Raw genomic sequence first — 23867 nt, 5'->3', positions numbered from 1 at the left:
TCGCGGGCCCCGGGGAAGGAGGGGTCCGGCGACGGACTTCCTCCTGCCACCGGGGCCCGCGGCTCATCGGACCCGGTCAGGAGGCCCGGCCCGGCCCGTCGGCACGAGCGGCCCCGGCCCCCGTGCGTGCCACCGGCGAGGGCAGCACCGCGCGGGCGACGACGAGCAGCCACGTGCCGGCGTAGCCGACGCTGGTGACGACGTCGGTGACGTGGTGGGCGCCCTGGTAGAGCCGGGCGGCCAGCACGAGCACCGGCACGAGGAGGATGGCCAGCGCCCACGGGCGCGCGGCGGCGGAGTAGGCGAGGGCGAGCAGGGCCAGGGCGCCGTACGCCGTGACCGCGGTGCCGACGTGGCCCGACGGGAAGCTGTGGTCGGGCACGAGCCCCGGGTCGAGGATCGGCACCGGGGGCCGGTCACGCGAGATCAGGTGGGTGCCGACGGCGTAGATCCCGCCGGTGCCGGCCACGACGAGCGCCACGAAGACCAGCGGGCGCCAGGTGCGACGCCAGGCGGCGAAGGCCAGCGCCGAGAGCGCCGCGACGGCCATGCCGACCGGGGTGTCGGCCAGCAGGGTGCCGACGTCGGCCACCTCGCCCAGCCCCGGGGTGCGCTCGTCGGCGATGCCGCGCGAGACGTCGTCGTCCCACCCGCCCACCGAGGAGGCGAGCGTGTGGGTGAGCAGCCAGCCGACGCCGAGCACCACGGCGACCAGCACCACCCAGGTCAGGACGAGGCGGCCGGCGGTGGCCAGCAGGTCCCGGGCGCGCGACGCGGGCTCGGCCGGGGTGGTCGTGGTGGAGGGCATCGGGCCAGTCTGGTGCACCCGGTGCCCGGTCGCCCCGCTCCGCCGCGCCGACGCAGGCGCTCGCCCGGCACGCCGAGGTGGCGGCGGGAGCAGACTGGGCCCGTGACCCCCCAGCGCACGACCTTCCCCGACGGCACGACCACCCTCGAGCACGAGCTGGAGGTGCCGCTCGACCACGCCGACCCCTCGCGGGGCACCCTCACGGTCTTCGCCCGCGAGGTCGTCGCGCCGGGCGGCGAGCAGCGGCCCCACCTGGTCTTCCTCCAGGGCGGTCCGGGCTCGGAGGCGACCCGGCCCACCTTCGACCCCACCGCGCCCGGCTGGGTGGCGCACGCCCTGCGCCACTTCCGCGTCGTGCTGCTCGACCAGCGCGGCACGGGCCGCTCCACGCCGATCGGCGAGCCCGCCGACCTCGGCGCCACCCCGCAGGAGCAGGCCGACCGGCTCGCGCTCTTCCGCGCCGACGCGATCGTCGCCGACGCCGAGCTGCTGCGTGCCCACCTCGGCGTGGAGCGCTGGTCGGTCCTCGGGCAGTCCTTCGGCGGCTTCTGCCTGCTGCACTACCTCACCGTGGCGCCGGGGTCGCTGGCCGCGGGTTACTTCACCGGCGGGCTGCCGCCGGTCGCCCGCCCGGTCGACGACGTCTACGCCGCGACCTACCCGACCGTCCTGGAGCGCAACCGGCTCTTCCACGAGCGCTACCCCGCCGACCGCGACCGCCTGCGACGCGTGCACGACCTGGCCGCCGAGGGCCGCATCGTCCTGCCCGGCGGCGACCGGCTGACCCCCGCCCGCCTCCGCAACGCCGGCAGCGTGCTCGGCATGTCCTACGGCGCGGAGACGATGCACCACCTGCTCGAGCTCGACCCGCTCTCCCGCGCCTTCCGCCACGACCTGGCCCACCTCGTGCCGTGGGGCGGTCGCAACCCGCTCTACACGCTGCTCCAGGAGGCCTGCTACGCCGACGGCACCACGACGGGCTGGGCCGCGGCGCGCACCCTGCCCGAGGAGTTCCGCGCCGACCCCACGCTCTTCGTCGGCGAGCACGTCTTCCCCGAGACCCTCGCCGACGACTCCGAGCTGGCGCTGCTGGCCGGGGCCGCCGACCTGCTGGCCCACCGCGCCTGGCCGCGGCTCTACGACGCCGACGCGCTGGGCGAGGTCGATGTGCCCTGCGCGGCCGCGGTCTACGCCCGTGACCCCTACGTCGACGCGACGCTGTCGCTGGAGACCGCCGCCCTGGTGCCGACGCTGAGCACCTGGGTCACCGACGAGCACGAGCACGACGGCCTGCGCACCTCCCCCGAGGTCGTCCTCGACCACCTCTTCGCGCTGGCCCCGCCGCCGGCCTGAGACACCCGCACGCGCTCGGACGCACCCGGACGCACCCGGACGCACCGGTGCCCCGGGCCGCTGCTGCGGTCCGGGGCACCGGTGGTGGAGCGGGTCGGCCCGTCCTGGGACGGGCCCGGCTCGGTCAGGCCTTGAGCAGGTTGCGCAGGACGAACTGCATGATGCCGCCGTTGCGGTAGTAGTTCGCCTCACCGGGGGTGTCGATGCGCACGACGGCGTCGAACTCGACGTCGTCGTGGCCGCCACCGGTGGCGACGACCTTGACGGTCCTCGGGGTGGAGCCGTCGTTGAGGGCGGTGACGCCGGTGACCGAGAAGGTCTCCTCGCCGGTCAGGCCGAGCGACTCCGCGCTCTGGCCCTCGGGGTACTGCAGCGGCAGCACGCCCATGCCGATGAGGTTGGAGCGGTGGATGCGCTCGTAGGACTCGGCGATGACGACCTTGACGCCCAGGAGCGCGGTGCCCTTGGCCGCCCAGTCGCGCGAGGAGCCGGAGCCGTACTCCTTGCCCGACAGCACGACGAGCGGGGTGCCCTCGGCGATGTACTTCTCCGAGGCCTCGAAGACGGTGGTGACGTCGCCGGAGCCGTCGGCGGAGAAGTCGCGCGTGAAGCCGCCCTCGGTGCCGGGGGCGATCTGGTTGCGCAGGCGGATGTTGGCGAAGGTGCCGCGGATCATGACCTCGTGGTTGCCGCGGCGCGAGCCGTAGGAGTTGAACTCGCGCTGCTCGACGCCGTGCTCGGCGAGGTACCGGCCGGCCGGCGAGTCCTTCTTGATCGCACCCGCCGGGCTGATGTGGTCGGTGGTGACCGAGTCGCCGAGCTTGAGGAGCACGCGGGCGCCCTCGACGTCGGTGACCGGGGCCGGCTCGTCGGGCATGCCGTCGAAGTACGGAGGCTTGCGGACGTAGGTGGACTCGGGGTCCCAGGCGAAGGTCTTGCCCTCGGGCGTGGGCAGCGACTGCCACTGCTCGTCGCCGGCGAAGACGTCGGCGTAGTCCTTGGTGAACATCTCCGAGGTGATGGCGTCGGCGATGACGTCCTCGACCTCGGCGGCGCTGGGCCAGATGTCCTTGAGGAACACGTCGTGGCCGTCGGTGTCCTGACCCAGCGGGTCGGTGAACAGGTCGACGTCCATCGATCCGGCCAGGGCGTAGGCCACGACCAGCGGCGGGGAGGCCAGGTAGTTCATCTTGATGTCGGGGTTGATGCGACCCTCGAAGTTGCGGTTGCCCGAGAGCACCGAGACGACGGCGAGGTCGTTGTCGTTGACGGCCTGGCTGACCTCGGGGATGAGCGGGCCCGAGTTGCCGATGCAGGTCGTGCAGCCGTAGCCGACGAGGTTGAAGCCGAGCTTGTCGAGGTACGGCGTGAGGCCGGACTTCTCGTAGTAGTCCGAGACGACCTTCGAGCCGGGCGCGAGGGTGGTCTTGACCCAGGGCTTGCGCTGCAGGCCCTTCTCGACGGCCTTCTTGGCCAGCAGGGCCGCGCCGATCATCACCGAGGGGTTGGAGGTGTTGGTGCACGAGGTGATCGCGGCGATGGTGACGGCGCCGTGGTCGAGCTCGAACTGCGTGCCGTCGGCCAGCGTGACCAGGGCGGGGTTGCTCGGGCGACCGCCGTCGGCCGGGGCGGCCGAGACGTAGTCGCGCGGCGGGGCCGAGCCGTTGCCCTCGTGGGAGGGGGCGTCGGAGGCCGGGAAGGTCTCTTCGACGGTCTCGTCGTAGCCGGTGGCGCCCGCGGCGTCGTCGGGGTCGTTGTCACCCTCGTCGACGTACTCGCTCAGCGCACCGCGAAAGGCGGTCTTGGCCGAAGTGACCTCGACGCGGTCCTGGGGGCGCTTGGGCCCGGCCAGCGACGGCACCACGGTGGAGACGTCGAGCTCGAGGCGCTCGGAGTAGCGCGGCTCGGCCGACGGGTCGTGCCACAGGCCCTGGGCCTTGGCGTAGGCCTCGACCAGCGCGAGCTGCTCCTCGGAGCGGCCGGTCAGCTTGAGGTACTTCGTGGTCTCCTCGTCGATCGGGAAGACCGCGATGGTCGAGCCGAACTCGGGGCTCATGTTGCCGATCGTGGCGCGGTTGGCCAGGGGCAGCGCGGAGACGCCGGGGCCGTAGAACTCGACGAACTTGCCGACCACGCCGTGCTTGCGCAGCATCTCGGTGATGGTGAGCACGAGGTCGGTGGCGGTCGTGCCCTCGGGCAGGTCGCCGTTGAGCTTGAAGCCGACCACGCGCGGGATGAGCATGGAGACGGGCTGGCCGAGCATGGCCGCCTCGGCCTCGATGCCGCCCACGCCCCAGCCGACGACGCCGATGCCGTTGACCATGGTGGTGTGGGAGTCGGTGCCGACGCAGGTGTCGGGGTAGGCCTGCAACTCGCCGTCGACCTCGCGGGTGAAGATCGTGCGGGCGAGGTGCTCGATGTTGACCTGGTGCACGATGCCGGTGCCCGGGGGGACGACCTTGAAGTCGTCGAAGGCGCCCTGGCCCCAGCGCAGGAACTGGTAGCGCTCGCGGTTGCGCTCGTACTCGATCTCGACGTTGCGCTCGAAGGCCTCGGGGGTGCCGAAGACGTCGGCGATCACGGAGTGGTCGATGACCATCTCGGCCGGGGCCAGGGGGTTGATCTTGCTGGCGTCGCCGCCGAGCTCGGCCATCGCCTCGCGCATCGTGGCCAGGTCGACGACGCAGGGCACGCCGGTGAAGTCCTGCATGATCACGCGCGCCGGCGTGAACTGGATCTCCTTGCTGGGGTCGGCGTCGGCGTCCCAGCCCGCGATCGCGCGGATGTCGTCGGCGGTGATGTCGGCGCCGTCCTCGGTGCGCAGGAGGTTCTCCAGCAGCACCTTGAGGCTGAAGGGCAGGCTCGCGACGTCGAGGCCCTCTCCCTCGACCGCGTCGAGGCGGAAGATCTCGTAGGACTTCCCGTCCACGTCCAGGGTGCTCTTGGCACCGAAGCTGTCCTGACTGGGCATGCGCCTTCATCTCCTCTGGTGCGACGCGTGCGCGTCGCCGTCTCTGGTTCGCCGCTGCCATCTTGCCGTCGGGACGCACCCCCTCAAAAGGAAGGCTGCCCTAACACCGAGCGACCGGTCACCGTCAGTTTGTCTTGATGTCAAGATACATCATGTCGAGCGATTGCGGTACGCCGCGCCGCGTCGGGCGCGCGGCTCCGTTGCGGCGCGTCGCCGCGGCGGGTAGGTTCTCGCGCTTGTGCGTGGCTCGGGGCGGACCTACTGGCGACTGCTGGTCGCCGGCTTCCGGCGCGGCTCGACCTACCGCCTGGCCGCCCTCGGCGGGCTGGTCGCCAACGCCACCTTCGGGCTGCTCAAGGTGGCCGTGCTGCTCGCCACCGTCGAGGCCGCCGGCGGCGAGCTGGCCGGCTACGACGCGGCGCAGATGAGCGCCTACATCTGGCTCTCCCAGGGCCTGCTCGGCTCGGTCAACCTGTTCGGACGCACCGACGTGGCCGAGCGGATCAAGACCGGCGACATCGCCGTCGACTTCCTGCGCCCTCTCGACGTGCAGGCCGCCACGATCACCACCGCCGTGGGCCAGGCGCTCTTCGCGCTGCTCCCCCGCGGCGTGCCCTCGGTGGTGCTCGGTGCCCTCGTGGTGGGCATGGCCACCCCCGACCACCCGGCGTCCTACGCCCTCGGCGCGCTCAGCGTGCTGCTCGGCATCGTGCTCTCGTGGGCCACGGTCTACGTCGTGGCCACCGCCGGCTTCTGGCTGGTCGACGCCCGCGGGCTCCAGGTGCTCTACATGGTGGTCTCGGGCTTCCTGGCCGGCCTCTTCGTGCCGATCTGGCTCTTCCCCTCCTGGCTGGTCGCGCTCGCCCAGGCCACCCCCTTCCCGGCGATGCTGATGTACCCCGTCGACGTGCTGTCGGGGCGCGTGGAGGGCCTCGGCGCGCTCGCGATGGTCGCCGCCCAGGTCGGGTGGCTGGCTCTCGTGCTGCTCGCGGGCCACCTCCTCACCCGCGCCGGGCGGGTCCGCCTGGAGGTGCAGGGTGGCTGAGCCGACCCGGGCCCGGCCCGCGACCGGGACCGAGTCCGAGCCCGGGACCGGGACCGCACCCGAGTCCGCGCCCGCCGCCGGGACCCGCCGCGAACCGCTCGCGCGCGGGCGGCGCGCTGCTGCGCCGTACCTCGCGGTGCTGGGGTCGCGGGCGCGCTCGCAGCGCTCCTACCGCGTCGGCTTCGGCGTCGACCTGGCCAGCTCGCTGCTGGTCGGGGTGGTGGAGCTGGCCGAGGTGTGGGTGCTCTTCCACAACGTCGAGCGGCTCGGGGGCATCGACTTCGCGCAGGTGCTGCTGGTCTTCGGCCTCGCCGACCTCTGCTTCTCGCTGGCCGACCTCGCCTTCGGCCACTGCGACACGCTGCCGACCTACCTGCGCGCCGGCACTCTCGACGTCTTCTACCTGCGCCCCCAGCCGCTGCTGCTCCAGCTCGTCACCAGCGACCTCAGCCTGCGGCGCCTGGCCCGTGCGGCCGTCGGGCTGGCCGCCCTGGTGGCGGGGCTCGTGGTCAACGACGTGGCGTGGTCGCCGGCCACCGTCGCGCTGCTGCTCGTGGCCGTCGTCAGCGGGATCGCCACCTTCGCCGCGCTCTTCGTCACCGCGGCCGGGCTGCAGTTCTTCCTCCTCGACGGCGCCGAGCTGACCAACGCCTTCGTCTACGGCGGGCGCTACGCCGCCTCGCAGCCGGCCAGCGTGTGGTCGCGGCCGCTGGTGGTCGTCTTCGGCTTCTTCTTCCCCATGGCCTTCACCGCCTACCTTCCCGCCCTCGCCCTGCTCGACCTGCCCGGGTCGGACTGGCTCCCGGGCTGGCTGGGCTGGTGCGCACCGCTGGCCGCGGTGTGGGCCTGGGCCCTGGCCACACTGAGCTGGCGCACCGGCGTGCGCCACTACCGAGGAGGCGGCGGATGAGCGGTCCCACGACACCCGGCACCCTGCCGGGCAGCCCGGGCGAGACCGGGCCCGTGATCGAGACCCACGGCCTGACCCGGGAGTTCACGGTGCGCGACGGGCTGCGCCGCCGCCGCGTGCGGGCCGTCGACGACCTCACCGTCACCGTCGGTGCCGGGGAGGCGGTGGGCTACATCGGCGCCAACGGCGCGGGCAAGTCGACCACCATCAAGATGCTCACCGGCATCCTCGTGCCGACCTCCGGCACGGTGCGCACCTGCGGGCTGCGTCCGGTCGAGGACCGGCGCCGCCTGGCGCGTCGCGTCGGCGTGGTCTTCGGGCAGCGCTCGCAGCTGTGGTGGGACCTCCCGGTGCGCGAGTCGTTCCGGATCCTGGCCGCGATCCACTCCCTCGACGCCGCCGCCGAGCGCGCCCGCACCGAGGAGCTGGTGGAGCGCCTGGAGATGGGCGACTTCCTCGGCACCCCGGTGCGCCAGCTCTCGCTGGGCCAGCGGATGCGCGCCGAGGTGGCCGCGGCGCTGCTGCACTCCCCCGCGCTGGTCGTGCTCGACGAGCCAACCATCGGCCTCGACGTGCTCTCCAAGCAGCGGCTGCGCGAGTTCCTGGTCGCCGAGCGCCGCGCCCACGGCACGACCCTGCTGCTGACCACCCACGACATGGGCGACGTCGAGCGGCTCTGCGACCGCGTGCTGCTGGTCGACCGCGGCGCGCTGGTCTTCGACGGCGACCTGGCCGGGCTCTCGCGCACCGTCGGCGCCGAGCGGGTCATGGTCGTCGACCTCGCGGGGGCGACCCCCGACCTGACCGGCCTGCCCGACGTGCGCCACCTGGGCAGCGAGGGCGGTGGCCTGCGCCAGCGGCTGTCCTTCGACCCCGACACCACCACCGCCGCGCGCGTGCTCGCCGCCGTCTCCGAGCACGCCGAGGTGCTCGACCTGTCGATCGAGGAGCCCGACGTCGAGGACGTCGTGCGCCGGGTCTACGCCGCCCGCCGCTGAGGCGGCTCGGCCAGTCAGGGAGAGGCCGAGGACGAGTCGGTCGGCCTCGACCCGACCGTGCAGGTCCCCACAGCCGGGCCCGCGGGCCGCCGGTGCTCCCGGTGGCCTCAGCCGGCCAGGGACCCCGCGAAGATCTGCCAGGCCAGCGCGGACTTCGCGCCGAGACTCAGCGCCAGGTAGACCTTCTCCCCGAACGCATAGCTGCGCCACGGCCCGACCTCGCGGTACTGCAGGTACTGGTTGAGCGCGAACGACGTGAAGAACACGAAGAGCGAGACGAAGATGCCGTGCACGAACCCGGGGACGGTCTCGGACCCGACGATGTTGACGGTGATCGCGACCCACGGCGCGGCGCCCGCGATGCAGCCGAACCAGAACGGCAGCATGGTCGTGGACGACCGTCCGGCCGGGTTCATCGTCTCCTGGAGCCAGCCGAACAGGATCATCGCCACGTTGGCGCCGATGATGGCGATCGCGGCGTTGACCTGCGTGATGCCGGCGTAGAAGGCGATGAGCAGGATCATGATCGTGGCACTCACCGAGTACTCGACCCAGCGGAAGACGTTGATCCCCCGCCTCAGGTCGCGCTCGTAACGGGTGCGGAGCACCGTCGCGGTCAGACCGTGGTCCAGCGCGGCCAGGGCGAGGAACGCGGAGACGGCGAGGCCGATCGGCACGTCGAAGGCCACGCTCGGAGCAGGGACACGGCTACCTGGGGGGCCTTCCGGGTAGGCCGTCGACACGTCGATCGCGAAGTCCGAGGCGAGCACCAGCACCGCGATCGCCTGAGCGGCGTGGAGCACCGTCAGGCCGACGTTCCACCGCCGAATGTTGGTCAGCCTGGCCTCGTCGAGTTCCGCGGCCGGGGCCTGCGAGGTGCGGGAGGAACGCTTGCGGCTCGTCACGCGTCCAGTATGGCGGCCGTGGGAGCGGCGTGCGGCTCCCACGGCCGCCTGTGGGCCCTGAGGCCGGTCCGTGGCGTCGACCACGGGAGCCCGAGCGCCTCAGCGCGTGTCAGCGCGGGTCGGCGCCCGCTTGCTCCAGCAGGGCGACGCACTCCACGTGGTGCGTCATCGGGAACAGGTCGATGGGCCCGAGCGTGAGTGCGATCGTGTGCGACTGGGTGCACCCCACCGGCGAAACTGACCTCTGACCTGCAGCGATGCCGCCCGAGAGGTCTGAGGTCGTCAGCACGCCACAAAGGGAGCTTGCGAATCAAGGCGAGCCCATTCCGAGCCCTCGTGTCTGCGGGCACCGACGGTCGCAATCAACTGCATCTTGAGGTGTCGCCGCGAGCGCGTGCTTCGAGGTACTGATCCATCTCCGCCACGGGGATCCGGCCGCGGTCGGAGACGACGATGTCGTGCGTGGACGCCCAGCGACGTACGTCCGCCGGGGTCGGCGGTGCGGGCGCGAGCGGCGGTGCCGATTCGAGGGCTCGTGCGGCATTGGCGCCGACCATCTCCTCGGCCAGTCCTACGCTCGCAGCTGCGAGGAAGCGGTAGGTCCGCCCCTGGGCGAGCTTGCGGGTCTCGCAGAACATGATCGGAACGTTGGGGAACCGGATCTGGCACTCGGCGATGCCGTCGGCCACGACACTCGGCCGGACGTCCTCCGGCATCCTGATCCTCACCCTGCCCGCCAGCTCTGTCACCGCAGGCGTCGTCGTGCTCACCTCGGCATCGGGTACCGCACCCTCCGCCACCGACTCGACCGCCAGGCGCAGGCCTGACTCACATCGCTGCCTGACATGTCGATGCCGTGTCGAATCCAGTCGCTCGTGACCGAGCCCGACCATGCTTACGTGCCGGATCAACACAGTCCGGGGCCAAAGGGTGTCAGGCCGGGGCACGCAGCAGGTGGCCGGAGAACACTCCGCGCCCGGTACGAACCGCCACGGTCCCCCAGGCGAGCAGGAGGCCGGCGTAGAAGAGCACTGCAGCGACGACCAGGAAGTGCGCACCCGTGATGGCGGCCAGTCCTGACGTCCCGGTGACGACGGTGCCGACTGGGAAGGTGAAGGACCACCAGGTCAGCGAGAAGGGCATGCCTGCTCGCACGGTGCGGATCGTGATGGTGATCGCGAGCGCGAGCCACAGCATGGCGAATCCCCACATGGGTGCCCCGTAGACGAGCCCCATGGCCTCGAAGGCGCGCCCGTACGGTGCGGGGTAGACGTCGGTCGCGGTTGCTCCAAGCGTGTGCGCGGCGGTGATCGACTGGCCGAGCGGGCCGAGCACGATCCACAGCGTGGGCACCGCGGCCGCGGCCCCGACCTTGTGGTGAACCATCCGACTCCAGATCATCGTGATCACGACCAGGCTGGCGACGATGGTGAGACCGAACATCATCGTGCAGGCCAGCTGCATGCTGAGCTGCCACTGACCGGCGGGCAGGTGGGGCAGCAGCAGTGGGCCGGTGGCCGCGCTGACCATGGGCGGCACGATCGGCATCAGCCAGCCTCCGAAGGCGGCGTCCGGCTTCACCTCGTGGGTGGTGAAGGCCTTGTACGGCACGGCCACCGCGGTCCAGAGACCGAGCAGGGTGCCGGCGGTCCAGAGCACGAAGTCGATCCCCACGGCTGTGCCCTGGCCGACCAGCGGCTGACCGACCAGCAGCGCACCTGCACCGACGGTCATCAGCGCCATGGCCGGGGCGCCGTAGAAGTGCGACATCACCGGGTTGTCGAGGTGTCCCCGCGCGGCGCGGGGGTGCTGCGTCCAGTGGATGAGCGTGGCCGTGCTGATGACGACGAGCAGGATCACGTCGAGAACCCACACAGTCCGTGCGAAAGGCAGAAGGCCGGGGACCTTGACGGGCAGGGTCGCGGCGGCGTTCGCGACGATCCCGGTGCCCATCACTGAGGCGAACCAGTTCGGGCCGATGAATCCGAACGCGGGCTGTCCCTCGAGATCGGTCAGGAAGGAACGACGATCCGCGGGGCGCACGCTGGTGCTGGCGCGGGCTTGGAGAATGCTCATGACGTCAGTCTGCGAGCGCGCAGCGTGGGTCAGTAGTCCCCGCCGAGTTGTGCATCCACAACCAGCGCTTGTGACTGACGGTAGGTTTGGCCTGTGTCCTCTCCCCATCTTCCCGACCTCGATGGACTGCGGCTTCTCGTGGGAATCGCCCGCTATGGCAGCATCGGTGGTACGGCCCGCGCCAACGGCATGAGCCAGCAGGCCGCGTCTGAACGCGTGCGGGCGATGGAGGCCCAGACCGGGCTGACGCTTGTGCGACGCGGCGCACGTGGATCACAGCTCACCGAGGCCGGCGTGGTCGTAGCCGAGTGGGCGGCGAGGTTGCTCGATCTGGCCGAAGAGGTCGACATCGCGATCGAGGGGTTGCGCGGCGACCGTAGTCGCGAGCTCGTGGTGTGGGCGAGCATGACGATCGCAGAGAGTCTGATCCCCCGCTGGCTGGTGCAGCTGCGACAGCGACAGCAGAGCGAGGGCTACCGGGCGACGTCAGTGAGTCTCCATGCCTCCAACAGCCGCGACGTGGTCGAAGCGGTTCGCGCAGGAACGGCCCACGTGGGCTTCGTCGAGGGAGTCGAGGCGCCGGCGGCGGTGCGGTCTGTCATCGTCGCCCAAGACGAGCTCGTCCTGGTCGCGGCGGCCGGCACGCCGTTGAGTCGACGACCCACCCCTCTGTTGCCCGAGGAGGTGGCAGCACTTGCGCTGACCAGTCGTGAGGAGGGCTCGGGCACCCGCGAGGTCCTCGAGATCGCCCTGGCCAAGCATGGCTTGGTGGTGGACGACCCGGAGGTGGAGCTCACTACCGCGACCGCTGTACGTGAGGCGGTCCTTGCCGGTAGCGCGCCGGCGTTCCTCAGCCGTCGCGTCGTCGCGCACGACGTGGCCTCCGGGAGCCTGAGTGTCGTGGCGGTCTCGGACCTCGATCTGAGACGGTACTTCCGCGCCGTCTGGGTCGGAACCAAGAATCCGCCTGCGGGCGCGGTGCGTGATCTCGTGGCGATCGCGCGGACGACCGAACGCTGACCAGAGCCCCTGCACGACGAATTGGTAGACCACCAGCAAGGGTTCCGAGCACCACGAGCAAGCCGAGCGAGGCCTGCTGCTCGCCGGCTTCGTGGTGTACCCCCACAACACGGCCTTGTGTCCCAGCATCGCGGACGTGTAGGCGCGAGCAGGCGGCTCGGCCGCGCTCGGCATAGGATTTCGCTCATGACGTGGTCGCCTCATGCCCGCGACGAGCAAGCGCTCCCACTCCCGGTGGTCGCCGGCCTCGTGCGCCCATGCATCGCTACAGGTGTCGCGCCCGTGGGCTGGAACTGACTGCGTGCGACCAGACCCCGCAAGCAAGCGAGCCCGCGTCCATGACACCCCGGTCCGCCGTCTGAACGAGCTGGTCGAGCGGTGGCGGCTGGGAGGTTCGACCGGTTCCAGGTTCGTGCCTTGGTTCGACCCCGACGGCGCGGGCACCAGCGCTCGGGTCCTGCTGCTGATGGAGGCGCCCGGCCCCAGGACGGTCGCGGCGGGCGACCTGGGCTTCAGTTCGCTCGACAACGACGATGCCACCACCCGACAGGTCCGTCGGGCGCTGAGCCCTTCCGGGCTCGACCCGGCGCATTGCCTGCGCTGGAACGTCGTCCCCTGGGCGTTGACCAGCTCTGAAGGTCGACGCCGCAGCCCCCGGGTCGATGACCTGGAAGATGCCCGGCCCGCCTTGAGTGCGCTGCTCGCCGAACTGACCGACCTCCGGGTGGTGGTCCCCTTCGGCAGCGCGGCGCTTGAGGGCTGGATGCGGTACCTCACGCTCACCGACCATCCGGTCGTCATCCCCACCCTGGCCGTTCCCCATCCCTCACCTGTCAACGGACACCGGCGCCAGGAGGCCCTCCAGCGAACCACCACCGCACTGGAACGAGCAGCAGATCTCTGCCGGTGAACGGCCCACTCCCTGGTGCGAGGACAACTGCCGTCAGCTTCTGGTAAGTATTTCGACCGGCAAGCGACCTAGTGTGGCGGACATGCTCAGAAGCCTCACGCGAAGCGCAGTGGCACCGGTCGTCGTGCTGGCCCTCACCAGCTGCGGACGGGCGCCCCAAACGGCCGGCAGTGCCTCAGCCGGCGGCTCCTCAGGGCAGACGATCGTCGTTGCCGACGCCCCGGCGCTGAGGTGGGGCGAGGGAGACTACGGAGTCGTCCTCGCACATGGCGCTGCTTTCGACGCGGCCAGTTGGGAGGAGCAGGCCGTCGCGATCGCCGATCAGGGGGCGAGCGTGATCGCTGTCGAGGACATCGACCCCGATGCGATTCGCGACGCCGTGGAACAGCTACAGGGCGAGGGAGTCGCCGACGTTGCGCTCGTCGGGGCCAGCGCTGGGGCCGACGCCATCCTCGATCTCGCGAGCCAGGACCCAGAGCTGGCCGATCAACTGATCCTGCTGTCGCCGAACGCAACGGTCGAGGGGCTCGGGGAGGAACCGAAGCTCTTCGTGGCCAGCAAGGACGAGCCGGTGGCCCACGTCTCGACGGAGTCGGCCGAGTCTTCGCCCGGTGAGGAAAACGCGGTGATGATCCTTCCGGGCTCGGCCCACGCGCAGAACATCTTCGCCACCGACCAGGCCGGACCGGTCCTCGACTCGATGCTCCAACGTCTCAAGCGCTTCGCTGCCCCGTGAGCCCCCACGGAGCCGTCGTGCACGGCGCGACACGGTGAACCGATCCCGAGAGCGCGTCGTACCCAGGCTCGTGAGATCGCTACGCCCGGGCTCGCGGGCACCCGGTAGGACGGCCGAAGCCGACGAACGGGTGCTGACCGAGCTCTACCTACGACACGGAACGGCGCTGATGACCTTCGTGCTGCGCCTGGTCGATGACCGCGGCCGGGCCGAGGACGTCGTGCAGGAGACGATGCTGCGCGGCTGGCGCAACCTGGACAGGATCGATCCGAGTCGCGGTGAGCCGCGGGCCTACCTGTTCGCGGTGGCCCGCAACCTGGTCATCGACCTGTGGCGCGCCGACGAGCGCCGCCCACGACTGATCGGCGACGACGACACCGTGGCAGCCCAGTCGGTCGGTGACCGCGCCGACGCGCTCGTCGACGCCTACGTCGTCGAGCAGGCACTGGACCGGCTCTCACCCGAGCACCGGGCCGTGGTCGACGAGCTCTACTACCGCGGCGCCACCGTCACCGAGGCCGCCAGCACCCTCGGGCTCCGCCCCGGCACCGTGAAGTCACGCTCGTACTACGCGATCCGCATCCTGCGGACCGCATTCGAAGAGATGGGAGTCGAGCGATGAACCAGCACGAGGAGGACCGCGCCCACAACCGGGTGCGCGACCTGCTGGGCCCCTACGTCCTGGGCGGTCTCGACGCCGACGACCGGGCCCGGCTCGAGGCCCATCTCCCGGCCTGCGCCTCGTGCCGCGACGAGCTCGCGACGTACGCCGGGCTGCCGGCGCTGCTGCGGGCCGGGGCGCCGTCATCAGCACACCGCGAAACCTCCGATGCTGCCTTGGGTGACGCGATCGGAGCCCTGCGGACCCGTCGTCGACGTCGCCGGCTGCTCCTCACCGCTGCCGCCGCGGTCGTGCTGGTCGCGGGAGCGGGTGTCGGCACGGCGGTGGTCCTCGAACCCGACGCACCCGTCGCTACGACTCTCGCCCTGAGCGCACCGGCGGGAGCGAGCGCCACCGGTGCGGCCTCCTTGAGCGCCAAGCCGTGGGGCACGTCGGTCGAGCTCGACCTGCGGGGGCTCCCACAAGACGAGCAGTTCGTCGCCTGGCTGGTCTCACCCGAGGGAGAGCGCCAGCAGGTCGCCACCTGGGGATCGACCGGCAATGGCGAAGCGCACGTGACCGGGGCCTCGGCGTTCGCCACGCGCGATGTCGCCCAGGTTCGAGTCACCGACTCCGACGGTGGTCTCGTGATCTCCGCCACCACTCGGTGAACCGATCCGCCGAAGACGGCGTACCCCTGCCTGACACCCGACGAAAGGGACCCACCATGAACAAGACCACCACCGCCCTCACCGCCCTCACCACCCTCACCGTGACCGCAGCACTCGCAGGCACCTACGCCGCCACCACCGGCAGCGCCTCCGCCACCTCCGGGCCAGGGCACCGCGACCGCCATGACGCGGCCAAGTCCGTGGACGTCGAGATCCTCGCCCCCGCACGCGGCGACAACGCCGGCATCGCCGGAGCCGGGTGGTTCGTCGACCTCGACATCGAGTTCGACGACACCTCGCTCGCAGGCACCGGCTTCACCGCCAGCCAGTTGACCGGGCCGGCCGCGCACAACAACACCGCTCCCTTCCCCGGGAGCTTCTCGACCGGTGCCGACGACCGGATGCCCGGCCTGGTCGTGCTCACCAGCACCACCAACAGCACCCTCCCCGGCTTCTCCGGGCCCGGAACCAACCTGGCCAACCTGTTCAACCTCACCGGCGTCACCGACCGCTCCGAGAACGACGTCGAGATCTGGGACACCTGGATCGTCGGCGCCCCGATCGCCGGCAAGGACGTCACCACCACGTTGACCGTTGCCGTCATCGACGACCTGAACCACGACGGCATCTACAACGACGCACCCGCCGTCGTCACCGACCAGAACGCCGACGGACGCATCGACCGCCGCGACCTGGAAGCCATCGGCGTCGCCTCCAAGGTTGAGACCGTGGACTTCCGCATCAACGGCGCATCCTGAAGGAGATCCGAGCGCCCTCCCGTCATCGCGCACCGATCATCACCTCGGACATGACTCGTCGGTCGAGCGGACCACCCTGGGGCAGGCAGAATCGACGAATGCCGACACCCCACCTGGAGCCACGATGACCGCCCCGCCAGTCACTGGCGCCATCCCCACCTGGGCATGATCACCTCCGTCATCACCGGAGCGGTGGCCGGCGTGGTCATGGGCTACGCGCTGCAGCGGGGGCAGCTGTGCTTCCACTCCGCGATCCGCGGCTCTTTGGACGGCCGGTTGCTCCTGGTCCGAGGCTGGGCCCTCGGCGTGGCGCTGGCCTCGGTGGGCCTCGCGCTGCTACTGCTCCTTCCGGGCGCCAGCGGCCTCAACCAAGGCTTGGCTTTCCGTCCGGTGGCGAACGTGACCGGCGGGTTGATCATCGGCATCGGAATGGTCGTGGCCAAGTCATGCGTCTCGGGGCTGTTCTACAAGCTGGGCTCAGGCATGCTCGGTGCCCTGGCCGGGCTGACCGGCTGGGCAGCGGGTGAGCTGATCGCCCGCCAGCTCACGCTGCCCGGGCCGACCGTGCTTGCGGGTGGCGAGGCCGCCACCATCCCCGGCCTGCTCGGGGTGCCGCGCCTCGGCGTGGCCGTCCTGCTCCTCCTCGGCGTCGCGATCGCTCTCCGGCTTCGGCCGGGTCGTGAGTCCCCGGCCCACGACTGGCAGTGGGGGTGGCGACGGATCGGAGTGGGCCTCGGGGTCGCGATCACCGGCGGATGGGCCTTGGCCGGCCTGGGCGGCGCCAGCTTCGGCCCCAGCTCTGTCGGTGCCGTCGCGAGCATCGCCGGCGGCTCCCCCACCAACTACTGGTTGATCACGTTCCTCCTGGGCATCGTCGCGGGTGGCACCCTTGCGGCTCGTATCGCGGGCGGGTTCTGGGTCCGTGGCGAGGAGCCGGTCCGCTACGTCCAGCTCGCGGGCGGTGGGCTCCTGCTCGGGTCCGGAGGCTGGATCGCTGGGGGCTGCAACCTCGGCCACGGACTCTCCGGAGTCGCCCAGCTGAACGTCTCCTCGCTCGTGGTGGTGGCAGCCATGGTCGCCGGGGTCTGGGTCGCGGGGCTCGGCGCGAGCCGAGTCGCAAAGCGGTCGTCGACCGCTGGTCGATAGCACCTGGGTCTGCTGCACCATCCGGTGACAGGATGACGGCCCCATGGGTTGGTGACACGATTCAGTGCAGCAGACCCGTTCGAGTCGCTGCCCAATCACGGCCAGACCGAGGCCATCGAGTCGAGCGAAGGTGGTCAGGTCAGGGCGGCCGAAGCCGGCCGGCGGGGTAGCGTCGGGCACGTCGAGGTCTTCCAGATGGTGAGCGTCAGAACTTCCATCTTCGGAAGACCTCGACGCCTACCTGGGGACCGACGCGCCAGCCCGGCCTACACCCTCATCTGGGAAGAGCCTTCACAGTGAGCCCAAAGCGAGCCTCAGGGCCGGTTCCGAGGGATCGACCTCGAGGACCCAAATCGCATCACCGCAGGTCAGAGCCGGTTTTCGTCAACAGCGCGACGCACTCGACGTGGTGCGTCATCGGGAAGAGGTCGAAGGCGCGCAGCGAGGTGAGGTGGTAGCCGTGCTCGGCGAAGATGGCGACGTCGCGGGCGAGGGCGGCGGGGTCGCAGGCGACGTAGGCCACCGCGCGCGGCGAGCGGGAGACGACCTGCTCCACCACGACCCGCTTGGCGCCGGTGCGCGGCGGGTCGAGCACGACGAGGTCGACGCTGTCAGGGCCCTCCTGAGCGCGCAGGGCCAGCACCTTCTCCACCGGCCCGCACACGATCTCCACGCCGGTGCCGCGCTCGAGCAGCGGGGCCAGGTTGCTGCGGGCGTGGCCCGAGGCGGTGCGGTCGGCCTCGACCGAGGCGACCCGGCCGTCGGCGCCGACGGCCTCGCCGAGGAAGCGGGCGAAGAGGCCCACGCCGGAGTAGAGGTCGAGCACCGACTCCCCCGACCGCGGGGCGAGCGCGTCGAGCACGGCGCCGACGAGGGCGGCCGGCGCCCCGGGGTGCACCTGCCAGAAGCCGTCGGCGGCGACGGTGAAGTCGTGCGGCCCGACCGGTCCGGCGGCGGTCGTGGCGCTGACGGTCTCGCTCAGGGTGCCGGGGCCCGGCTCGCGGGCCTCGGGGTGCGCGATGAGGCAGTCGTCGATCGCGACGACCTCGCTGGAGCGGTGCTTGCGCATGCCCACACGGCGCCCGCCGTCGTCGGCCTGGCCCAGGTCGACGTACTGCATGCGCGTGCGCCAGCGCAGGCCGTGGTCGTCGCCGGGCACGGCCTCGACCTCGACGGCCAGGTCGAGGCCGGCGAGGCGGCGCAGCTGCTCGGCGACCACGGCCGCCTTGAGCCCGCGCTGGGCGCCCAGCTCCACGTGCTGGAAGTCGCAGCCACCGCAGCCGCCGGGGCCGGAGTAGACGCAGGGCGCGGTGACGCGGTCGGGGGAGGCGGTGAGCACCTCGACCGCGTCGCCGCGCCAGAAGCGGTCGCCGTCGGTGCCCTCGGTGATCGCGAGCACGACCTGCTCGCCGGGCAGTGCGTGGCGCACGAAGACGACCCGCAGGTCCTCGCCGTCGGGCACACGGGCCACGCAGTGACCGCCGTGGGCGACGGGGCCGACCTCGACCTCGAAGCGCTCGCCGACGCGGGAGCGTCCACGAGCGGCTCGGGGGCGGGCGGCGCGGGCGCGGGGGTGTCGGGTCATCGTCTCAGCTCGTCGGGGTGGCGCTCGTCGACCTGGCCTCGGCGCAGGTCTCCGGGTCGCACGCGGAAGTCGTCGGACAGCTGGCGCTCGCGCGCGATCTGCGAGGAGCGCAGCTGGTAGGGCACGGAGGTCACCATGACCCCCGGGGTGAAGAGCAGGCGGCCCTTGAGCACGAGCGCGGTCTGGTTGTGCAGCAGCTGCTCCCACCAGCGTCCCACGACGTACTCGGGGATGTAGACGGCGACCACCCCGCGCGGGTTGGAGCGGCGGATCTCGGTGGCGTACTCCACGATCGGGCGCACCAGCTCGCGGTAGGGCGAGTGGAGCACCTTGAGCGGCACGTCCATCTTCCGCTCGTCCCACTCGGCGAGCAGCTTGTCGGTGGCCACGGGGTCGACGGAGACGTAGATGCCCTCCAGCACGTTGGGCCGGGTCGCCTTGGCGAAGGCCAGCGCGCGCAGCGTGGGCTTGTGCAGCTTGGAGACCAGCACGATCGCGTGGACGCGGGTCGGCATGACCCGGTCCTCCTCGTCGGCGGCCAGCTCCGCGGAGACCTTGTCGTAGTGGCCGCGGATGCCGCGCATGAGGGCGTAGAAGAAGATCATCGCCAGGATCGTGATCCAGGCGCCGGCGAGGAACTTGGTGACCAGCACGATCACGAGCACCACGGCGGTGAAGCTGAGCCCGATGGCGTTGATCAGGCGCGAGCGCACCATGCGGCGCCGCTCGGCGGGGTCGCGCTCGGTCTGCAGCAGCCGCGTCCAGTGGCGGATCATGCCGAGCTGGCTGAGGTTGAAGGACACGAAGACGCCCACGATGTAGAGCTGGATCAGCCGGGTCGTCTCGGCGTCGAAGGCCAGGATCAGCACGATGGCCATCACCGCCAGGAAGACGATGCCGTTGCTGTAGGCCAGCCGGTCGCCGCGCGAGCCGAGCGCGCGGGGGGCGAAGCCGTCGTTGGCCAGGATCGAGCCCAGCACCGGGAAGCCGTTGAAGGCGGTGTTGGCGGCCAGCACCAGGATGATGCCGGTGACCGTGACCACGAGGTAGAAGCCCGGCGGGAAGTCGCGGAAGACCGCCTCGGCGATCTGGGCGATGACGGTGTGCTGGTCGTAGTCGGCCGGCAGCGCCTGCCCGTCGCGGGTGAGCCGGTCGAGGTCGTGGGGGTCGACGTACTTCAGCCCCATCTGGCGGGCCAGCACGATGACGCTGACCATCATCGAGATCGCGATCATGCCGAGCAGCAGCAGCGTCGTGGCGGCGTTCTTGCTCTTGGGCCGCTTGAAGGCCGGCACGCCGTTGGAGATCGCCTCGACGCCGGTCAGCGCGGCACAGCCCGAGGAGAAGGCCCGGGCGAGCAGGAAGAGCAGCGCGAAGGTGGTGAGCGGGCCCTCGAGGCCCGGCTCGGGGGTGATGGTGAGGTCGGCGCTCTCGACGCGGGGCAGGTTGCCCGTGAAGAGCTGGAAGAGCCCGATGCCGCACATGCCGAGGATCGCGACCATGAACAGGTACGTCGGCGCCGCGAAGAAGCTGCCCGACTCCCGGATGCCGCGCAGGTTCATCGCCATCAGCAGCAGCACCAGCAGCGAGCCGAAGGTCGCCTCGTGGCCGCTGAGCGCCGGGATGGCCGACGCGGCGTACTGGGCGCCGGAGGAGATCGAGACGGCCACGGTGAGGATGTAGTCGACCAGCAGGGCGCTGGCCACGGTCGTGCCGGCCTTCGGGCCCAGGTTGACGGTGGCGACCTCGTAGTCGCCGCCACCGCTGGGGTAGGCGTGGACGGTCTGGCGGTAGGAGGCGATCACCGCCGCCATCACGATCGCGACGGCGATCGCGATCTTCCACGACCACATGTAGGCCGAGGCGCCGGCCAGCGAGAGCATGATGAAGACCTCGTCGGGGGCGTAGGCCACCGAGGAGAGCGCGTCGCTGGCGAAGACCGGCAGCGCGATGCGCTTGGGGAGCAGCGTCTCCCCCAACTGGGAGCTGCGCAGCTTGCGTCCCAGCAGGATCCGTTTCGAGACGTCGCCAACTCCCACGCGACGGAACGCTACGGCACGCACGGCCCGGAGCCCTAGGCGATACGGTGACGGCGTGCACGTTGTGATCATGGGCTGCGGCCGCGTCGGCTCGACGCTCGCGCGCAGTCTCGAGGACCGGAACCACACCGTGTCCATCATCGACAGCGAGCCGGACGCCTTCCGGCGCCTCGGCCCGGGGTTCAACGGCGACAAGGTCACCGGCTACGGCTTCGACCAGGAGGTCCTGGAGAAGGCCGGCATCCGTCGCGCCGACGCCTTCGCCGCGGTCTCCAGCGGCGACAACTCCAACATCATCGCCGCGCGGGTCGCCCGCGAGACCTTCGGCCTCCAGCAGGTCGTCGCCCGCATCTACGACCCCGGCCGCGCCGAGGTCTACCAGCGCCTGGGCATCACCACCGTCGCGACCGTGAAGTGGACCGCCGACCAGGTGCTGCGCCGGATCCTGCCCGCCGGCGCGGAGCCCGACTTCCGCGACCCCAGCGGCACCATCCGCGTCGACCACGTCACGGTGCCCGAGTCGTGGATCGGCCACCGCACCGTGGCCATGCAGGAGCAGAGCCGCAGCCGTATCGCGTGGATCGACCGGCTCGGCGAGGGCATGCTGCCCTCGCGCGAGACGATCCTGCAGGAGGGCGACATGCTCCACCTGGTGATCCGCGAGGACAACGCGGCCCACGCCTACGCCGTGCTCGACCGAGGACCTGAGGAGCACTGACGTGCGAGTCGCCATCGCAGGAGCCGGCGCCGTGGGCCGCTCCATCGCCCGCGAGCTGATCGGCAACGGCCACCAGGTCCTGCTGATCGACAAGAACGCCGGCTCCATCAAGCCCGAGCGGGTGCCCGACGCCGAGTGGCTGCTGGCCGACTGCTGCGAGATGTCCTCGCTGGAGGAGGCCGGGCTGGAGCGCTGCGACGTGCTCATCTGCGCCACCGGCGACGACAAGGCCAACCTGGTCGCCTCGCTGCTGGCCAAGACCGAGTTCGGGGTGCCGCGCACCGTCGGGCGGGTCAACCACCCCAACAACGAGTGGCTCTTCAGCGAGGCGTGGGGCGTCGACGTCAGCGTCTCGACCCCGCGCATCATGTCGGCCCTGGTCGAGGAGGCGGTGAGCGTCGGCGACCTCGTGCGGCTCTTCACCTTCCGCCAGGGCAACGCCAACCTGGTCGAGATGACGCTGCCCAGCGACTCGCCCTACGTCGGCAAGCCCTCGGGCCTCATCCCGCTGCCCGACAACTGCGCGCTCGTCACCATCCTGCGCGACGGCCAGGTCTACGTGCCGACCCCGGAGCAGCCGGTGGAGTCGGGCGACGAGCTGCTGCTGGTCGTGCCGGCCGAGAAGGAGGACGAGCTCGAGCGGCTGCTCGCGCCCTCCTCCCACGGCGGCTGAGCCGACCGGCGTACGCCGGGGCCGCGCGGCGCCCGGGGTGCCGGGCGGGGCTCAGGCCACGGCGGGCGAGACGGGCGTGCGGTTGCGGCCGAGCACCCACATCATCGCGCCGAGGGCGAGCAGCTGCAGCGGCCAGCCCAGCGCGATCTTGAGCACGCCGAGCGCGGCGACGACCGTGTCGACGTCCATGGCACCGGACTGGCCGGCCAGCCACAGCGGCAGCTGGAGGGCGACCCGCACGACGCACGGCACGGCCAGCAGCCACGTCAGCGTGGTGCACAGCCGCACGACCTGCTTGTCGGCGTGCCAGGCCGTGGGGTCGCCGGTGACGCTGCCGACCATGAAGCCCACCAGGGGCCAGCGGATCAGGCAGGTCAGCCCCATCGCCACGGCGTAGACGCCGTTGTAGATCAGGCCCGGCAGGAAGTAGGCCAGCGCCTGCTCGTCGGCGCTGCCGCCGTTGCGCGCCGAGAGCGCGACGAAGAACCAGCCGATGCCGATGCCGACCAGCGCGTTGACGGCGAACTGCACCGTGGAGCGCTGCACGAGCCGCACCACCAGGGCCAGGGCGGCGGCCGCGCCGCCGACCGCGATGGCGAGGTTCAGCTCGCGCGTGGTCAGCCACAGGACGGTGAAGAGGAGGGTCGGCACGGCCGCCTCGACCATGCCGCGACGCCCACCGAGGGCCTTGGCCAGCTGCGCACGCACCACGGCCTCGACGCTCTCGACCCCGGGGTCGTGCTCGGGCTGGTCGACGGGCGGGCCGGGCTGGTCGGCGGACCGGGACAGGGGGTCGCCGGCGGGACGGAGCGGGTCGCTCACGGGATCAGCTCGTAGCGCGGGTTGTACATGACGCGCACACCGTCGTGGCAGCCGATGCGACCCTGCACCTGCATCGACACCCCCGGGGAGATCCCGACGATGCGGCGGCGGCCGAGCCACACGATGGTGATGACCCCGGAGCCGTCGAAGAGCTCGGCCTCCAGGGCCGGCACCCCGCCGCGCGGGCGCAGCGTCACCGTGCGCAGCGTGCCGCGCAGCACGACGCGCTCACGGTCGGGCGCGGCGGCGATCGTGTCGTGGCCGGGCTCGCAGTAGGTCTTGCGCAGGTCGCGGGCGTGCTGGTCGGAGCTGTTGGCCCACTTGCTGATGCTGCGGCGCAGCCGGCTCTTCTCACCCACGGGCGGTCTACTCCCCCGTCGGCTGGGTGAGCTGCTGGCCGGTCTCCTGGGCCGTGCGCTGGGCGGGCTGCACCTTGCGCGCGTTGTCGGGCAGCGAGACCGGCAGCGCCTCCCCGACGGGCATGGCGCCCTCGCCGCGGCGCACCGCGACCCGGGTGATGACGTGCTCCCAGTCGGCCGCCGTCTCCGGCTCGCGGGCGGGGCCCCCGATGAGGGTGGCGCGCAGCAGCCACCGCGAGCCGTTGACGCCGATGATGCGCGAGTGCTGCGTGCCCGTGCGGCCGTCGGGCAGCTGGGTGGCGAGCTGGCACTGCAGCTCCACGCCGAAGGGGCCCTCGACCTCGGTGGCGGTGCCACCGCGGCGGGTCATGTCGGCAGCGATCTGGGGCCTGACCTCGCTCCACAGGTCGCCGTTGCGGGGGGCGGCGAAGGCGCGCAGCTCCAGCGCCCCGTCGGGGCCGGCCAGCATGACCGCCTGCACCTTGCCGGTGGACTCCTCGACCTGCAGGCGCAGCTCGCGGTCGGCGCTCGGCTCGATGAGCAGCGAGCCGAGGTCGGCGCGGGTGACGCCGTCGTCGGGGAGGTCCTCGGCGTCGAAGGGGCCGCGGGCCGGCTCCTGGGGCTGCGACGCGTCGTCGAGCTCCTCGGCGGTGACCTGGGACTTGCGGCGGAACTTCACGAGAGCCTGCTCCTCGGTGGATCGTCTGGGTCGGCCCGCCCGCGCCGCCCCGGACGGGTGCGGCTGCGCGGCGGGCGCGCTGCG

At 71.6% G+C, this 23867-nt stretch carries 23 protein-coding genes; 13 read left to right on the top strand and 10 right to left on the bottom strand.

Annotation, left to right across the window (positions count from 1 at the left end):
* Positions 1–76 precede the first annotated feature (76 nt).
* Positions 77–808: a phosphatase PAP2 family protein gene (locus ASF47_RS03830; protein ID WP_056862609.1), complete on the bottom strand. Its 732-nt coding sequence runs from the start codon at positions 806–808 to the stop codon at positions 77–79.
* Positions 809–910: 102 nt separating this feature from the next.
* Between ASF47_RS03830 and ASF47_RS03825 the strand changes: the two genes are divergently transcribed.
* The gene (locus tag ASF47_RS03825) at positions 911–2161 is read left to right on the top strand and encodes an alpha/beta fold hydrolase (protein ID WP_056862608.1); all 1251 of its coding nucleotides are present in this window, start codon (positions 911–913) and stop codon (positions 2159–2161) included.
* A gap of 124 nt (positions 2162–2285) precedes the next feature.
* Here the strand turns inward: ASF47_RS03825 and ASF47_RS03820 are convergent, their stop codons facing one another.
* Positions 2286–5132 carry an aconitate hydratase gene (locus tag ASF47_RS03820; protein ID WP_056862607.1) on the bottom strand — a complete coding sequence of 949 codons (2847 nt, stop codon included), beginning with the start codon at positions 5130–5132 and terminating at the stop codon, positions 2286–2288.
* Between the two features lie 238 nt (positions 5133–5370).
* On the opposite strand from ASF47_RS03820, the gene ASF47_RS03815 reads away from it, so the two are divergent.
* Genes ASF47_RS03815 through ASF47_RS03805 form a run of 3 tightly spaced genes read left to right on the top strand, consistent with a single transcriptional unit; the run spans position 5371 to position 8085 of the window.
* Positions 5371–6177 (top strand): ABC transporter permease, encoded by an 807-nt coding sequence (locus tag ASF47_RS03815; RefSeq protein ID WP_056862606.1) that lies wholly within the window; start codon positions 5371–5373, stop codon positions 6175–6177.
* Positions 6170–7087 (top strand): ABC transporter permease, encoded by a 918-nt coding sequence (locus tag ASF47_RS03810; protein WP_082499954.1) that lies wholly within the window; start codon positions 6170–6172, stop codon positions 7085–7087. Before ASF47_RS03815 ends, ASF47_RS03810 begins: the two co-directional genes overlap by 8 nt.
* Complete coding sequence (locus ASF47_RS03805; RefSeq protein ID WP_056862605.1) at positions 7084–8085, top strand: ABC transporter ATP-binding protein; 1002 nt, start codon at positions 7084–7086, stop codon at positions 8083–8085. The genes ASF47_RS03810 and ASF47_RS03805 overlap by 4 nt, the downstream gene beginning before the upstream one ends.
* A 107-nt stretch (positions 8086–8192) precedes the next feature.
* On the opposite strand, the gene heR is transcribed toward ASF47_RS03805, so the two are convergent.
* From heR to ASF47_RS03790, 3 genes are all read right to left on the bottom strand, one after another.
* Complete coding sequence (heR, locus tag ASF47_RS03800) at positions 8193–8990, bottom strand: heliorhodopsin HeR (RefSeq protein ID WP_056862604.1); 798 nt, start codon at positions 8988–8990, stop codon at positions 8193–8195.
* Positions 8991–9352: 362 nt separating this feature from the next.
* Positions 9353–9760, bottom strand: a complete 408-nt coding sequence (locus ASF47_RS03795; RefSeq protein ID WP_156697709.1) for an Lsr2 family DNA-binding protein — start codon at positions 9758–9760, stop codon at positions 9353–9355.
* A 163-nt stretch (positions 9761–9923) separates the two neighbouring features.
* The gene (locus ASF47_RS03790; protein ID WP_056862602.1) at positions 9924–11066 is read right to left on the bottom strand and encodes a TDT family transporter; all 1143 of its coding nucleotides are present in this window, start codon (positions 11064–11066) and stop codon (positions 9924–9926) included.
* 93 nt (positions 11067–11159) lie between these two features.
* Here ASF47_RS03790 and ASF47_RS03785 point away from each other — a divergent pair, with 93 nt between their 5' ends.
* From ASF47_RS03785 to ASF47_RS03755, 7 genes are all read left to right on the top strand, one after another.
* Positions 11160–12086: a LysR family transcriptional regulator gene (locus tag ASF47_RS03785; RefSeq protein ID WP_056862601.1), complete on the top strand. Its 927-nt coding sequence runs from the start codon at positions 11160–11162 to the stop codon at positions 12084–12086.
* A 412-nt stretch (positions 12087–12498) separates the two neighbouring features.
* Positions 12499–12996: a uracil-DNA glycosylase gene (locus tag ASF47_RS03780; RefSeq protein ID WP_056862600.1), complete on the top strand. Its 498-nt coding sequence runs from the start codon at positions 12499–12501 to the stop codon at positions 12994–12996.
* Positions 12997–13078: 82 nt separating this feature from the next.
* Complete coding sequence (locus tag ASF47_RS21635; RefSeq protein ID WP_200918934.1) at positions 13079–13732, top strand: alpha/beta fold hydrolase; 654 nt, start codon at positions 13079–13081, stop codon at positions 13730–13732.
* Between the two features lie 130 nt (positions 13733–13862).
* Positions 13863–14354: a sigma-70 family RNA polymerase sigma factor gene (locus tag ASF47_RS03770; RefSeq protein ID WP_035906936.1), complete on the top strand. Its 492-nt coding sequence runs from the start codon at positions 13863–13865 to the stop codon at positions 14352–14354.
* Entirely contained in the window at positions 14351–15004 is a 654-nt protein-coding gene (locus ASF47_RS03765; RefSeq protein WP_056862599.1) for an anti-sigma factor family protein, read from the top strand. The genes ASF47_RS03770 and ASF47_RS03765 overlap by 4 nt, the downstream gene beginning before the upstream one ends.
* A gap of 56 nt (positions 15005–15060) precedes the next feature.
* Positions 15061–15762, top strand: a complete 702-nt coding sequence (locus ASF47_RS03760; protein ID WP_056862598.1) for a hypothetical protein — start codon at positions 15061–15063, stop codon at positions 15760–15762.
* 165 nt (positions 15763–15927) lie between these two features.
* On the top strand, positions 15928–16908 hold the full coding sequence (locus ASF47_RS03755) for a YeeE/YedE thiosulfate transporter family protein (RefSeq protein WP_056862597.1): 981 nt from the start codon (positions 15928–15930) through the stop codon (positions 16906–16908).
* A gap of 358 nt (positions 16909–17266) precedes the next feature.
* Here the strand turns inward: ASF47_RS03755 and ASF47_RS03750 are convergent, their stop codons facing one another.
* Both ASF47_RS03750 and ASF47_RS03745 read right to left on the bottom strand, forming a co-directional pair.
* Positions 17267–18493, bottom strand: a complete 1227-nt coding sequence (locus ASF47_RS03750) for a class I SAM-dependent RNA methyltransferase (protein WP_056862596.1) — start codon at positions 18491–18493, stop codon at positions 17267–17269.
* Positions 18490–20532: an APC family permease gene (locus ASF47_RS03745; protein ID WP_056862595.1), complete on the bottom strand. Its 2043-nt coding sequence runs from the start codon at positions 20530–20532 to the stop codon at positions 18490–18492. The genes ASF47_RS03750 and ASF47_RS03745 overlap by 4 nt, the downstream gene beginning before the upstream one ends.
* Positions 20533–20602: 70 nt before the next feature.
* Between ASF47_RS03745 and ASF47_RS03740 the strand changes: the two genes are divergently transcribed.
* Positions 20603–21250, top strand: coding sequence for a potassium channel family protein (locus tag ASF47_RS03740; RefSeq protein WP_227489238.1), 648 nt, complete (start codon positions 20603–20605; stop codon positions 21248–21250).
* A gap of 1 nt (position 21251) precedes the next feature.
* Positions 21252–21923: a potassium channel family protein gene (locus tag ASF47_RS03735; protein WP_056862593.1), complete on the top strand. Its 672-nt coding sequence runs from the start codon at positions 21252–21254 to the stop codon at positions 21921–21923.
* 51 nt (positions 21924–21974) lie between these two features.
* Here the strand turns inward: ASF47_RS03735 and ASF47_RS03730 are convergent, their stop codons facing one another.
* From ASF47_RS03730 to ASF47_RS03720, 3 genes are read right to left on the bottom strand one after another with little or no spacing between them, the layout of a single operon-like run.
* Positions 21975–22745, bottom strand: a complete 771-nt coding sequence (locus tag ASF47_RS03730; RefSeq protein WP_200918933.1) for a DUF3159 domain-containing protein — start codon at positions 22743–22745, stop codon at positions 21975–21977.
* A complete protein-coding gene (locus ASF47_RS03725) occupies positions 22742–23104 on the bottom strand; it encodes an OB-fold nucleic acid binding domain-containing protein (protein ID WP_056862592.1) in 363 nt (120 codons plus the stop codon). Before ASF47_RS03725 ends, ASF47_RS03730 begins: the two co-directional genes overlap by 4 nt.
* 7 nt (positions 23105–23111) lie before the next feature.
* Positions 23112–23783: a DUF3710 domain-containing protein gene (locus ASF47_RS03720; protein ID WP_056862591.1), complete on the bottom strand. Its 672-nt coding sequence runs from the start codon at positions 23781–23783 to the stop codon at positions 23112–23114.
* Positions 23784–23867 lie beyond the last annotated feature (84 nt).

The sequence above is a fragment of the Nocardioides sp. Leaf285 genome (assembly GCF_001422955.1).
Lineage (GTDB): Bacteria > Actinomycetota > Actinomycetes > Propionibacteriales > Nocardioidaceae > Nocardioides > Nocardioides kribbensis.
Note: the sequence above shows the minus strand (reverse complement) of the source record. Positions and strands in the feature narration are given on the sequence as shown.